A 13,301-nucleotide genomic window follows, 5' to 3' on the forward strand; every position below is an offset into this window, starting at 1 on the left:
GGATAGGGGTTGTCACACGTCGCGCGACGAGTGCGGGTCGCGACGGCCTCGGGCCTCGCCGCACCGCGTTACGCCGGCGGGTCGCGTTGGCTGGTTACGTTGGCTCGTCGCGCCGCCTTTTCAGGCGTCCGAGCTGTTCTTCGTAGGCGCGCGCGAATTCATCGCCGAAAAGCCGCCTGAAGCATTCATCGGGATTTCTCGTGACTTCTTCAAACTGTTCCTTGTAGCGCTCCCAGTGACGCGGCCGGCCACCGAGCGGCAAACGGCGCACGCTGCCTTCGGCTTCCCGTTCGATCTTCGCCGGATCGAAATGCGCGAGCAGCGACTGGAACGCGGAACGCACGCCAGCAAGCATCGCCATCTGGTGATTGCGGATGTCGTCGGCGGCATCGTTCAGCGCGGCGTTGCCGCGGAGGAAGCCGCCATCGGGCGGCGCGAGCAGCCTCATGACGGCTTCCTGCGCGGTCGGCGCGAACTTCAACGGGTTGTTTTCAGAACGCTGGATCAACGTCGCGGGCAGCCGGAAGCTGTTCTTCAGTTCGGCGCGCGCGCGTAGCACGTCCATCATCGCGTCGACGGCAATGTGGAACATTTCCATCAATTCGGGAGCGTCTTCGCCGGCGGGCGACGGGGCGGCAGAGGCGAGCGGAGCGGTCGGAACCGCAGGCACTGCCGGCGCTGCAACTGCCGCAGCGATGACGACGGGTGTTGTGTCCGGCGACGCGTGCGAATGCATCGGCGTTTCCGACTGCGTTTGATTTTGCGGCGGCACCTGCATCGGCGTCGATGCGTGCGTTGGCGCAACCGCGAATGGTCCGCTCAGATCTCCCGACACGCGTTGCTGTCGCGGCGACGGTGCGGGCACAAGCGCTGGGATCCCGCCAGCCGTCATGGACACATCTTCAGAAGGTTCGATCCGCCCCTGCCCGGAACGCGCGACGACCGGGCTCGCGCTCGCGTCCCAGTCTTCCGGGAGGACGGGCCCGCCAAGGCGTGCTGCCTCGGCCTGCGGCGGCCGGAAGCGGTCGGCCGCCGCAGGCGTGTGGTTCCAACCGGGCGCGGACGATACGCGAGGCAGCGGTTCGTCGGCGTAGGACGATGGCACATCGAACAACGCGAGTGGATCGAGACTCGCACCCGGCGCCGATCCATCGGCGACGCCCGGAATCAGGCCTTCGGCCTCGCCCGCGTGCTCCTGCGCCGGGGTGGCGCGCCGTGGCGCGAGCAGCAGGCTCAGGTCCAGCGGACCCCTGTTTTGCGCAGGCGCAGGCGCTGGCGCCGGTGCGCAGGCAGGGGCCGGCGCGGCAGCACCGAAAGACGCGGTGCGCCCCGGATCGACCGCGCCGGCCCGCGGGTCCGGTTCGGTCGCACCGTTGGCGCTCAAGCGCACGCTGACATCGAACGTGTCGATCTGCAAGCGGTCGCCTTGCTTCAGGGCGGCCGGATCGCCTTTTCGCAGTGGCGCGCCGTTCAGCGACATGCCGTTCGTGCTGCGGTCCTCGATGAAATACATGCCGTTCAGGTAGCGCACCAGCGCGTGCAGACGCGACACGCCTTCCGTGCCCAGCACCCAGTCGCACTCGTCGGAACGGCCGATGCTGCCATCGCGGCAGTCGAACACCTGCTCGCGGCTTGCGTCGAAGCCGCCAGCCCCCTCGCCTTCTATCGAGAGAATCAGCCTCTGCGCGGCGCTCATTGCCTACCTCCATCGATACCTTCAGGAACACTCAGCAGGCCCAGTGCATCGCGCACGAACGCGGCACGGCGTGCATCGAACCGCGCGGGAACCAGCGCGGCCATGTAGCTCACCGCAGCCGTTGCCGCGATCGCCGTCAGATGCTCCGGCGGCGGCGTCGGCCGCTCGTGCTGCGGATTCAGGTTGCCGCCCGACCAACCTGCGGCGGCAGCCGTCCATGCGCCGATCGTCTGGTAGCGATGCGTCTTCGCGAACGCGAGCGCCGCGGCGCGTTGCGCTTCCATGGGATCGCGCACCCACGCTTCCGCGAGTTCGAGACCTGCGCGGTCGTGTTCGTCGAGCGTCTGACGGCGGCAGCACTGGCACGCCCACGCCACGGCATAACGGCGCGGCAGAAGACGACCCAGCAGGCTCAACGCATCGGCTGAATGTCCGGCGTCGAGCAATGTCTGCACCGCCGAACGCGCCGCCATCGACGGCCGCAGGCACGCTTGCGCGCGCGTGGACAGCCGCATCTGGCGCGCTGCTTCGAAAATCGACGGCGTGCTCATAAGATCATCGGAGCCGCGCCGCCCAGTACCGCCGTCGCGGTCCCGATCAACTGCAGGTTGGTGGACTGCACGAGGCAATCGGCCTCGGACAGGATTTCCATCGCCGCGATCGAACTCATGTTCAGATTCGCTTTCGAGTTGATCTCCATCGCAAGACCCGATGCCATCGTCACGTTCATCTCTCCGTTAAGCGAGATGCTGGTGCCTTGAATCGCGATCTCGCCGGTGCTGTTCATCGTGATGCTGGCAAGTCCGGTGACCAGCCTGATCTGGTTGCCCGCCGTCAGCGTGTAGTTGCGCGCGACCTGTACATCGTGGTCGTGCTCCGACTCTTCGCGCAGATCCTTTTGCGCGTGAATCAGCACCTGCTCGCTGCCCATCCGGTCTTCGAAGCGGATCTCGTTGTAGTCGTCACTACCGCCACCTTCGTGGCTGCGACTTTTCACACCGCTTTGGGTCTTGTTGTCCGGCAGGTTGTACGGCGGCATGTTGTCGGCGTTGTAGACACTGCCGATGATCAGCGGCCGGTCCGGATTGCCGTCGAGAAAGCTGACCACCACTTCCTGTCCGACGCGCGGGATGAACTGCGCGCCCCAGCGCTTGCCGGCCCACATCTGCGCGACCCGCACCGGGCACGAGTTCCGCGCGTTCGGTTTGCCCTGACGATTCCAGAAGAACGTGACCTGCACGCGGCCGTATTTGTCGACGGCGATGTCTTCGGGCGTATCGCCGTACACCACCGCCGTCTGCAGGCCAGCGATCACCGGACGCGGCGTCGTCGGCATCGTGCGAAACAGCTGGCGGCTGCGGATCGCCTTGAAGCCGCACCTGAACGGCGCCTCGCCATCGTCTCCACCGCCGCCCGCCGAGTAGTCCGGCTCGACGAGCCGCGTCACCGCGTCGATCACGAGGTATTCGTGATTCGCGTCGGCAAGCGGAAAGTCCTTGAGCCTGAACAGCGCACCCGTGGCGAGACCACAGGCGTCGGTGTGGCCGGCGCTCATCGCGAGCGGCACATTCAACGCATCCGCGCGCACCTGCGCGTAGCGCTGGCCGTCGGACAGACGCTCGTCGTAGCCAACGTAGTCGTACGCATAGTCGTAGACGTCGAGGCCGCTCACGTTGTGCGCGTCCTCCATGTCGGTCAGCTCTTCGGTGGCAAGCAGCGATGCTTTCGGCTTCAGATAGTCGTAGTCGTCGATCTGCACCTTCGTCGCGTTGACCGCGCGAGAGGTCTCCCAGTCGCTGATCGACGCCTTCATGCGCTTGCCCCGCCCGATCGGCGGCGCATAGGGAATCTGCTCGAAGCCAGCCACGCTCGAGTGCGCGCCGAGCGCATCGGCGAGCACCATCGTGTGCGTGCTCTGCGTATGCGTGAAGAAGTAGTAGATGCCTTCCTGCTCCATCAGCCGGCTGACGAAGTCGAAGTCGCTTTCGCGGTACTGCACGCAATAGTCGCGCGGCGGATAGCTACCGCTGAGGCTCACCTTCAGATCGCTATAGCCGATGTCGCCAAGTACCGACTGGACGATCTGCGGCACGCTCATGCTTCGATAGATGCGGCAGTCGCGTCTGCGCGTCGCTAACCACGGTTTCGGCACGAGCGTGAACGTGTAGACCGCATAGCGCACGTTGTCGATGTTGACGAAGCCGCCTTGCTCGCCTTCGCGGACAATCGCGTTGAAGTAGCGCGTATAGCCTTGCGGCGTGACAAGCTTCACCGTCATCGGCGTGCCCAGCAGCGAACGCAGATCGACTTCCGCGTTCTTGCTGATCGCTTCGAGCCGATATGAAAACAGCCGACCGAGCGACTCGGTCGCGGTCATGTTTGCGAACAGGAGACTGCTGCCGAGACTGGAAGTGAGTGTGATTGCGTGGGCCATGACGTGATCTGCGAACCTTCTTTACGTTGCGGGTAAGTCGTACTGGACGGAAAGCCGCAGCGCGGTGATCGAACCGCTATCGGCGCCGCTGTTGCGAACCGGACGCCTCCAGGTTGACGGTTTTTGCCTGCTGGCATCGCTCCATCTCCCGGCGCGATTAGTACGCCCTTTGGCAAACAGAACACCCGGCCCACGCGATCTATTCCTTCGCCATGGCGCAAATGAATTTGATAAAGATCTCCTTATAGGTCTCCTGAGTGAGCGGATCCGAACCCTTATTGACCAATTGATACGAATTGTCCACCGGGTCGTTCGCGACCACGGGACGATCGTCCTGCGTGTTATGGATCAACCCGATATTGACGTGATCCCGGATTCGCTCGAAGAACTCATACGCCAAGCCAATCGTGAAAGTAACTGTCCTTGACCTTGTGCATGGGGAAGTACCAGTTATCTCGCATGAATAGATTGTTCTGCAGTTTCTGATCCGAGGTCTGAGAGCGGACTTGCTCCTCGAACATTTTGTCCCGGACCTTTTTGAAGCCTGAACTCTCCGCTGCTGCCGTTGGTCCCGTCATTCTGATCGTGCTCGTCCGGACGTCATTCATATATTCTGTTCGCAGAGCATCGCTGTTCCTGATCGATCTGAAGTTGCTGTGTATGAGCGATTTGTAGGACTTCAAGCCGCCGCTGCCAGCGTGACCCGCAATGATCGAGTTGCTGATCGATGGCGTCTGGTCGCCTCTGACGTTCCGTTCCCACCAGTTTGGATTCACCCAGTCGCTCTCGCTTATTCCGTCATACCAGGCGGGATGCACGGCGGAGAATCGCGGGTAAGACTGGTGGCAGATGATCTCCCCCAAGGGACTGACGCAGCTGACGTCGGTATCGACATAGAGACCGCCATGCTGAAGAAGAATCTCGATTCGCAGAATATCGCTGGCCGAACCGAAGTTGGCTCCGCGATTGACCAATTCGCGTCGGTAAATCGTAGAGTTCTTACCCATCTTCAAATCATGCTGCACCTCGCGCAGCTTGATCTTGTTCTGCTCGCAGAAGTTTATGATCAAGTTGACCTGGCGGCCCCGCATTCCACGCAAATCCTCGCCGCGCATGTTCAGATACTGATTCAGATATCTCATCGTTGCCGAATCGCCCCCGTCCTGACCCAAACGTTGAGCAACCTCATCCCATTGGTTCGGAGTAGTGCTGGCATTGTGTTGTACGCTGATCTGGCGGCGACGTTCACCTGTCAGTAACTGATTGGCGTCGATCCAGAGATTCACCTCCCAATCGGGGTTCAACCTCGGAAACGTTATGATGCAATCGCGGTTTCGTTGCGGGATATCGCCGCCAATCCAGATAATATGAATTATCTTTGGAATAGCTTTCACGTTTTGAACTCCTCGTAAAGGTCAATTTCTTTCGACCGCCTCAGCATGTGGCGCCCCGGTCACACTAATCAGGAATGCCGGGAATCGCGGCGATGAGCGGCGCACACTCGTCGAAGCGATACGCAAAATCGCCGTCCTCGACGCTCACGCCAACCCGCTCGATCGCGACGCCGTCGATCATGCGTGCGAGAAACTCGCGGCTGATCGCAGGCAACATCGTGTTGGTCAGAATCGCATCGATCATCCGGCCACCCGATTCGCTCTCCGTGCAGCGACTCACGACCAGTTGCGCCACGGCGTCGTCATAGTCGAGCGGCACGCGATAGCGATCCTCGATACGCCGCTTGATGCGGTCCAGTTGCAGTCTCACGATCTTCGCGAGCATCGCGCCACTGAGCGGGAAGTAAGGGATCGGCACGAGCCGGCCTAGCAGCGCGGGTGGAAACACCTCGAGCAACGGTTCGCGCAGCGCTTTGGCGAGGCCCTGCGCATCCGGCATCAGCGCCGGGTCCTGGCACAGGCCGGCGATCAGATCCGTGCCGACGTTCGTGGTCAGCAGGATCAAGGTGTTCCTGAAATTGATCGAGCGGCCTTCACCGTCATCCATCACGCCCTTGTCGAACACCTGAAAGAAGATTTCGTGGACATCGGGATGCGCTTTCTCCACTTCGTCGAGCAGCACCACCGAATACGGCTTACGCCGCACGGCCTCGGTCAGCACTCCGCCTTCGCCATAACCGACATAGCCTGGCGGCGCGCCCTTCAGCGTCGAAACCGTGTGCGCTTCCTGAAACTCGCTCATGTTGATCGTGATCAGGTTGTGCTCGCCGCCGTACAGCGCCTCGGCGAGCGCCAGCGCGGTCTCGGTCTTGCCGACGCCCGACGTGCCGGCGAGCATGAACACGCCGATCGGACGGTTGGGGTTGTCGAGACCGGCGCGCGATGTCTGGATGCGCCTGGCGATTATCTCCATCGCGTGGTCCTGACCGACGACGCGCTCGCACATCAGGTCGGCGAGATTCATCACGGTCCGCAGTTCGCCACGGACCATGCGCCCGACCGGAATGCCGGTCCAGTCAGCGACGACCGACGCGACCGCCTGGTAGTCGACATTCGCCAGGATCAGCGGGTTTTCGCCCTGCCGCTCGGCGAGCTGCGCCTGCAGTTGTTTCAACTCGGCAAGCACCTCTGCCCTCGTGTCATCGTCGAGCGCCGGCGGTGCGAACGAGTTTGTCGATGCGTCGGACTTCGCGTCGCAGTGCGCGGTCGGTTCCCGCGCACTGCCGGCGCGTTCGCCCGGCGCGGCCTCGCCTCCTAGCCGCGCGCGCAACGCCAGAATCTGCTGGACCAGCGATTTCTCGTTGTCCCACGCGGCTTCGAACTGCTGCAAACGCAGCCGTTCCGCTTCGAGCGTCGCTGAAGCCAGCGACTCGCGAGCCTCCACCTCCATGCCGACGCTTTTCTCGCGCGCGATGATCGTCTGCTCGGTCTCCAGCGCCTCGATCCGCTTGAGTGTGTCGTCGATTTTCGCCGGCACCGCGTGCTGGCTGATCGCGACACGCGCGCACGCGGTATCGAGCAGGCTCACGGCCTTGTCCGGCAACTGACGCGCGGGAATATAGCGATGCGACAACTTGACGGCTGCTTCGAGCGCTTCGTCGAGAATCTGCACACGATGATGCTGCTCCATCACGCTCGCGGTACCGCGCATCATCAGGATGGTCTTCTCTTCGCTCGGTTCGTCCACCTGCACGGGCTGGAAACGTCGCGTCAGCGCCGGATCCTTCTCGATGTGCTTGCGGTATTCGGCCCAGGTGGTCGCGCCGATCGTGCGCAGATTGCCGCGCGCGAGCGCGGGCTTGAGCAGGTTCGCCGCGTCGCCGGTGCCCACCGTACCGCCCGCGCCCACCAGCGTATGCGCTTCGTCGATGAACAGGACGATCGGCTTGCGCGAAGACTGCACTTCGTCGATCACATGACGCAGGCGGTTTTCGAACTCGCCCTTCATGCTCGCGCCGGCCTGCAACAGGCCGATATCGAGCGCACGTACCTGCACGTTGCGCAATGGCGGCGGCACGTCGGCACGCGCAATGCGCAGTGCGAACCCCTCCACCACAGCCGTCTTGCCGACACCCGCTTCGCCGACCAGCATGGGGTTGTTCTGGCGCCGGCGCATCAGTACGTCGACCAATTGGCGAATCTCGGCGTCGCGGCCGACCACCGGGTCGATCTTGCCGTCGCGCGCCTGCGCGGTCAGATCGACCGTGAACTGCTGCAACGCCTGTTGCCTGCCCATCTGCGCGGGCGCCATCGCACCGCTGCTCTCGCCCGGCGCAACCGCGCCGGACGCAACCTCACCGGACGCAACCGCGCCGGCACGAAACCCGTCGGTGGCAAGCTGGCCGTCTTCCGGCGAGCCTTCGACGATGCCGGCGAAGTCGTCGGCCAACGTCTCGGCGCGTAGCTTGTCGAATTCCCCCGAGACATCGAGCAATGCGTGGCGCAAGTGTCGCGTACGCAACAGGCCAACGATCAGATAGCCGGTGCGCACCTGGGGTTCGCCGAACAGCAGCGTAGCGAATACCCAGCCGCGCTCGACCGCTTCTTCCACCTCGGCCGACAGATCGGAGATGCTCGTACTGCCGCGCGGCAAACGTTCGAGTGCGACCGTGACGTCGCGTGCAAGGTGCGACGGATCCAGGCCGAAATGCCTGACGATGCGATGCAGATCCGAATCCTGCAGTTGCAGGATCTGATGAATCCAGTGCGCCAGTTCGACGTACGGGTTGCCGCGTAGCCTGCAGAACACGGTAGCGCTTTCGATACCCCGATAGGCCAGCGCGTTGAGCTTGCCGAACAAGGCGCCACGACTTATTTCAGCCATGATTCCAATCCTGTATGACCAGAGGCGGCCGCGAAGCAGTCGCCAGTTCAGTTGAAAGATGCCCGGACATGCGTACGCCGGACTTCACTCGGCCGGGCTCAACACGACCTGGTCGGCATCGTTGTGCTGCGGATAGCGGCCCATCCACGTGTTGAAGCCCATGCGGGCCGCCTGACCCAGATGCGTCAGCGGCACTTCTTCTTTCTTCAGCACGAGCTGCACGTCCCAGCCCTTCTCTTCGCCCACATACAACTTGACCGCCGCCACCAGTTGCAGGAGCGTGTCGCCGCCCGGCAAAAAACGGTTGAACTCGTTGCGGGTCAGCGGCCCGACCCGCAGCCGGAAGCGCTGCTGCGCGCCGCGCACATGCGTGCCGAGCAATGCGTCGCGGCCCATCGAGGCCATGCTCTTGCCCATATGCAAACGCGCGTCCCGAGGCAATTGCATCCACCCGGCGACGAACTCGAGCACGCGCACCGGCACACCGAAGAAGTGCTCGAGAAAACGCCTGAGTCCTTCGGCATTGCGCGCCTGCGGCACCAGACGCCCGGCGAAAAAGCGCTTGTACTGATCGGGCAGCGCGTCGCGTGTGTCGAGGTGCGGCGTGGCGATGCCGATCAGCGCGCCGACATAGGTGCGAAACCGATCCTGTTCCGGACGGTCCAGCTGTACGGTGGGCTGCGCATCGGCCCACGCGCGATAGAAGAGGCTCAGCATCCGGTGATGAAACACGTCGGCAAACGCGACGAACGTCGGGTCTTTCGCGTTCCGCTCCCGATCGACGGCGTATTCGGTGAGGTGCAACGGCAGCGGCCCGTTCGGTCCGAACAAACCGAGAAACAGCCCAACCAGCCGCGCCGGCCGGCCGGCCTTTCCCGCCTCGAAACGCGCGATGCTGCGCGACGGAAATTCCAGTGCCGCGGCATGGGCGAGACGCACAGGATCTTCGGCCGGCCTGGTCGAATGACCGAACCGCGGCCGTTGCGGATACGCGCATTCGAGACGGCGCATTGCCTCGAAGAACTCGAAATCTTCCGGGCTCGCGCGCAACGCGGCTTCGAGCACTACAGGATCGGGCGCTTGCCGGGATTCGCGGGCCATCGGGCCACCTCGTTTCGTTCGAGCGTGCGCAACACGGTCTCGGCGAACGAATTCAGCGAGACATAGCGCGCAAAGAAATGCTGCAATACCGACGCGAGCAGAAATGCGCCGCTGCCTTCAAAAGCGGCATCGTCGCAGCTCAGCGTAATCTCGAGCCCGCGGCCATACGTGATCGGCCCGGGCACCGGCACGCGACGCGTGATGGGCTTCGCCGCGACATGCTTGATGCCTTCGATCTGCCGTCGCGTCGCGGCGTCGAACTCGTCGTGATACAGGCCGAGCATTTCGCGCAGCGCCGCCGCGCCCGTTTCGCCTTCCTCGTCGAGCAGTGACAGATAGTTCAACTGCAGGTGGCTGATGAGCCGCCACGCGGATTCGCCGGTCGCGGTCGGCGCGCGTGGCCGGGTCGGTCCAGCCACACAGCGGATCGACGACACGGGCGCGTCGGTATCGAGCGTGAAATCGGTGTACGACTTGCCCACCGGCATATGCAGCGGCAAATCGCGATTCGTGCACAGCAGCCGCAGTCCTAACTGGCGCAGCGTGGTCGCATAGGGCGCGTCGTTGGCATCCACGAGCGCGATAAACGTTTCGCTGCCGACGTAGCTCGAGCGTGCGCCGCGTTGCTTCTGGCGGCTCGAGACCAGCCGCGCCTCGCGGCGCAGCGTGTAGAAGGCCGCCTGCCCGCCGTGCCATGTGCGAGCGGTGCTGTCATAGAACGGCAGGAAGCTTTGCTCCGGCTCCTGGCGATCGCCGTAGCCCTGCACTTCCAGCACGCTATGCACTTCGAAATCCATCGGCCGGGTGTGGTCGCCGAGCACGTGATACTCGGTGTCGCCCTGCTGCACATGAATACGGTCCGCGCGGCGCTCGAACAGATTGATTGCCGGCGCGCAGAACAGGCGGAAGTTGGCTGCATCGATCGCGTTGTGCAGGCGCGTGACGCTGCGCTCGAGCCACACCACGATCTCGAACTCGTTGCCCCGCGAACGTGCGAGCAGCGGGCGCAACTCCGTGAACTCGGCAAACAGGAAACGCTCCGGACACGCGAAATACTCCTGCAACAGCCGGTAACCGCTGAACGAACGGCCACCGTAGGGCAGTATCGCGTCATCTTCGTCGAAGCCTTTGGCGCGCAGCGCCGACGCGTCATGCTGTGTCTCGATGGTTTGCCCATCCGGCGCGGTTGCGCGCACCGTATAGCCGATGCGGTTGGCCATCAGTTGCTCGTAGAGCCATCGCGGCAGATCGTCGGCGCCGGCGAGATAAACCGGCAGGCTGTCGAGCGCGAGCGTGTTCGCCGGCACGCCGCAAAGCGTTGCGAACTTCAGGCGCAAACCCGCGCGGACCTGCCCGGCTTTCGACGGCGGCGGCACGAGGTCAGCGGCGGCAAGCGCCGCGGGTGTGTCCAGGTATCTCGCCTCGGTGATCGCGAGCGGCCACAGCGTCACGTCGTGCGCGGTGCGGTATTCGCACGCCGTGCGCTCGCCGAAGCCGGTGAGACTGCGCAACACCGTGTGCCGCGCGACCGGGTGTCCGGTGGCAGGAAGGTCTTCGGCTTGATCCGGATACAACTGCACGACCGCCATCGACGGAATCGGCGTCAGGTAATGCGGGTAGATCATCTCCAGAAGATGCTGCGTGAACACCGGATACTGCGCATCAAGCTTCATTTGCACGCGCGCCGCCAGAAACGCGAAGCCTTCGAGCAACCGTTCGACGTACGGGTCAGCGCAATCGAGACCTTCCATCCCGAGACGGCCGGCAATCTTCGGATACTCGCTCGCAAACTCCGCGCCCATCTCGCGGACGTGTTGCAGCTCGCGGTTGTAATAGCGCAAGTGTCGTGGGTCCATGACGATCAGCCGAAGTGTTGCGACACGTGAAACACGCCGGTCTCGAGATCGACGTCGGTGCGAAGATAGAGAGAAAGCGGCATCGGGTTCGCCCACATGTCGGCTTCGATCAGGAAACGCAGCGAACGGCTGCCCATGCGCGCTTCGTCGACCTCGATGCTCACCTGAACAGTGCTGGCGATCAGACGGGGTTCGAAGTCGAGCAGCGCCGAACGGATCCGGTTCTGCAACAGTTCCGCATCGATACCCGACAACGCCGCACCCGCAAGATCGGGGATGCCGAAATTCAGTACGGAATTACCCACCTGCGCGAATCCGGTCAGCTCGTCGCTGCTCCAGTGCCGCGTGCAGTTGAGCAGCCACGCGATATCGCGTGTCACGTATTCGCGCAAACGCGCGGCCGTAATGACGCGCTGCTCCCGGCTCTCCTCGCGCTGCGCAGGATCGAAATCGGTGAGACGATCGAGCAGCGACGGCTGCAGACGCTCCTGGGGCATCAGTTCTGCCATGACGTGCGCCCCCTCAAGCTGTTTCGAACGTGATCGAGCGCACGTCGAGCAAAGGATATTCGTCGACGTCGGTGATCAGCATGCGCTGACCAACGCCGATGAAACAGCCGTCGCCGAGATCGGTCCACGCCGTACGCTTTGCCAGCGCGAGCGCGACGTCTTCACCTCGCTCGCTGCCGCAATAGCGGCAAGGCACGAAGCCGATCGCCTCATCACCGCTCTTCCAGGTGATTCGCACCGGCGCCCAGATCTTGTCGCGCAGATCAGTGGGCGCATCGAAAGACAGCGCAGCGACGCGCGAGAACGGCACCCACGCATAGCTGTCCTTCAGGATCACTTCGAGGCACGGCCCGAAACGCGGGTCTGCGTCGGCGATCCATTTGAACGGCACGCCGTCGATGCTGCCGCGCACCGTTTCCGCTTCGTCGAAGGCTCGCGCGCGCAATGCGAGCGCTTCGGCGATCCGTCCGTCGCACAGTTGTTGCAGCGACTGCAACAGCAAGCGCTCCCATTCCGACCGTTCGCCGACCGTTGCCGGGTTACGCAGGGCGGCCAGCACGGCTTCGCGTTCGCGTTCGCCGACCAGTGCCGCGCGGTAGGCGGCGACCATCAATGCGTTTTGTCGTTCCAGTTCGCCCGCCACGGTCAACTGGGTTCCGGCACGTTCCCAGTCACCCCGCAACGCAAGCAACTGAAACAGAAACACGCGCAGTGTCGCGTCCGCCGGCGAGTTTTTCACTTTCGCGGCCAACGCTTGCAACGCGTCGTTCAAATGACCGTCCGCGAGCAGCTTTTCAGGTTTGACATCGACAGAAGAAAGTGTCACTGGATGTGCTCCATTCAATGAAAGAAAGCGGGCGAAAAGACCGGTATCGCCGCCTGCTTACTGCTTGGTGACCTGCTGGATATCGAATGTGAAATCCTTGGTGCCGCCGTTTGCCTTGCCTTCATCGTCCTGCGGCTGGAACGAGTACTTGAACTTCCCGAAATGCAACGTGATGTTCTCGGTGAGTCGTTCGTCGCCACCGCTGCCGCCCGTGGATACCGACGTGACCAGCACCCCTTCGCTCAGCTCGATGGTCAGGAAGTCGGTCTGCTGACCCGTTGCGTTGGTGACGTACAGATAGGCGTTGTCGACGCGCGCGCCCGTGCAGCAAGCGTTTAGCAACGCGTTCGAGCAACTGTCGATGTACTTCGTGACGGTGATGTCCTGAATGTTGGCCTTGCCCCCCGATGCATAGCCCGCACCCGTGTGCAGATTGCCGGTATTGCTGGCGCCCCACGACCACGCGATGATCGGAACCTGGTTCTTGTGCTTCGAGTGATTGGAAGCGCCCTGGATCGTGACCGCTCCGGAGCCGAATTTCAGGTGCATGTCGAATGCCATAGTGACCTCTATTTGTGAGCCAAAGAGTGCGCTCGCCGTA

At 63.2% G+C, this 13,301-nt stretch carries 10 protein-coding genes; all 10 read right to left on the bottom strand.

Going from position 1 to position 13,301, the window contains the following annotated elements; translation table 11 throughout:
- Positions 1–94: 94 nt before the first annotated feature.
- The 10 genes from tagH to F6X39_RS27005 all read right to left on the bottom strand — a co-directional run bounded on the left by tagH (position 95) and on the right by F6X39_RS27005 (position 13,261).
- On the bottom strand, positions 95–1,696 hold the full coding sequence (gene tagH / locus F6X39_RS26960; RefSeq protein WP_187618818.1) for a type VI secretion system-associated FHA domain protein TagH: 1,602 nt from the start codon (positions 1,694–1,696) through the stop codon (positions 95–97).
- A complete protein-coding gene (locus F6X39_RS26965) occupies positions 1,693–2,247 on the bottom strand; it encodes a DUF6931 family protein (RefSeq protein WP_187618819.1) in 555 nt (184 codons plus the stop codon). The genes tagH and F6X39_RS26965 overlap by 4 nt, the downstream gene beginning before the upstream one ends.
- The gene (tssI, locus tag F6X39_RS26970) at positions 2,244–4,130 is read right to left on the bottom strand and encodes a type VI secretion system tip protein TssI/VgrG (RefSeq protein WP_262414827.1); all 1,887 of its coding nucleotides are present in this window, start codon (positions 4,128–4,130) and stop codon (positions 2,244–2,246) included. The genes F6X39_RS26965 and tssI overlap by 4 nt, the downstream gene beginning before the upstream one ends.
- Before the next feature lie 389 nt (positions 4,131–4,519).
- The gene (locus F6X39_RS26975) at positions 4,520–5,524 is read right to left on the bottom strand and encodes a TcdA/TcdB catalytic glycosyltransferase domain-containing protein (protein WP_187618820.1); all 1,005 of its coding nucleotides are present in this window, start codon (positions 5,522–5,524) and stop codon (positions 4,520–4,522) included.
- 64 nt (positions 5,525–5,588) lie between these two features.
- On the bottom strand, positions 5,589–8,408 hold the full coding sequence (tssH, locus tag F6X39_RS26980; protein WP_187618821.1) for a type VI secretion system ATPase TssH: 2,820 nt from the start codon (positions 8,406–8,408) through the stop codon (positions 5,589–5,591).
- 84 nt (positions 8,409–8,492) lie between these two features.
- Complete coding sequence (gene tssG, locus F6X39_RS26985; RefSeq protein ID WP_187618822.1) at positions 8,493–9,509, bottom strand: type VI secretion system baseplate subunit TssG; 1,017 nt, start codon at positions 9,507–9,509, stop codon at positions 8,493–8,495.
- Positions 9,473–11,365, bottom strand: coding sequence for a type VI secretion system baseplate subunit TssF (gene tssF, locus F6X39_RS26990; protein ID WP_187618823.1), 1,893 nt, complete (start codon positions 11,363–11,365; stop codon positions 9,473–9,475). The genes tssG and tssF overlap by 37 nt, the downstream gene beginning before the upstream one ends.
- Before the next feature lie 5 nt (positions 11,366–11,370).
- Positions 11,371–11,874: a type VI secretion system baseplate subunit TssE gene (gene tssE, locus F6X39_RS26995; RefSeq protein WP_187618824.1), complete on the bottom strand. Its 504-nt coding sequence runs from the start codon at positions 11,872–11,874 to the stop codon at positions 11,371–11,373.
- Between the two features lie 13 nt (positions 11,875–11,887).
- On the bottom strand, positions 11,888–12,700 hold the full coding sequence (locus F6X39_RS27000) for a type VI secretion system accessory protein TagJ (protein WP_187618825.1): 813 nt from the start codon (positions 12,698–12,700) through the stop codon (positions 11,888–11,890).
- A gap of 57 nt (positions 12,701–12,757) precedes the next feature.
- Entirely contained in the window at positions 12,758–13,261 is a 504-nt protein-coding gene (locus F6X39_RS27005; RefSeq protein ID WP_090804249.1) for an Hcp family type VI secretion system effector, read from the bottom strand.
- Between the last annotated feature and the right edge of the window lie 40 nt (positions 13,262–13,301).

The organism is Paraburkholderia sp. UCT2, from assembly GCF_014397665.1.
Classification (GTDB): domain Bacteria; phylum Pseudomonadota; class Gammaproteobacteria; order Burkholderiales; family Burkholderiaceae; genus Paraburkholderia; species Paraburkholderia tuberum.

What these genes read in the sequence shown, in the direction of transcription:
- tagH (WP_187618818.1), bottom strand. Translation starts at nt 1,696, where the DNA reads ATGAGCGCCGCGCAGAGGCTGATTCTCTCGATAGAAGGCGAGGGGGCT.
- F6X39_RS26965 (WP_187618819.1), bottom strand. Translation starts at nt 2,247, where the DNA reads ATGAGCACGCCGTCGATTTTCGAAGCAGCGCGCCAGATGCGGCTGTCC.
- tssI (WP_262414827.1), bottom strand. Translation starts at nt 4,130, where the DNA reads ATGGCCCACGCAATCACACTCACTTCCAGTCTCGGCAGCAGTCTCCTG.
- tssH (WP_187618821.1), bottom strand. Translation starts at nt 8,408, where the DNA reads ATGGCTGAAATAAGTCGTGGCGCCTTGTTCGGCAAGCTCAACGCGCTG.
- tssG (WP_187618822.1), bottom strand. Translation starts at nt 9,509, where the DNA reads ATGGCCCGCGAATCCCGGCAAGCGCCCGATCCTGTAGTGCTCGAAGCC.
- tssF (WP_187618823.1), bottom strand. Translation starts at nt 11,365, where the DNA reads ATGGACCCACGACACTTGCGCTATTACAACCGCGAGCTGCAACACGTC.
- tssE (WP_187618824.1), bottom strand. Translation starts at nt 11,874, where the DNA reads ATGGCAGAACTGATGCCCCAGGAGCGTCTGCAGCCGTCGCTGCTCGAT.
- F6X39_RS27005 (WP_090804249.1), bottom strand. Translation starts at nt 13,261, where the DNA reads ATGGCATTCGACATGCACCTGAAATTCGGCTCCGGAGCGGTCACGATC.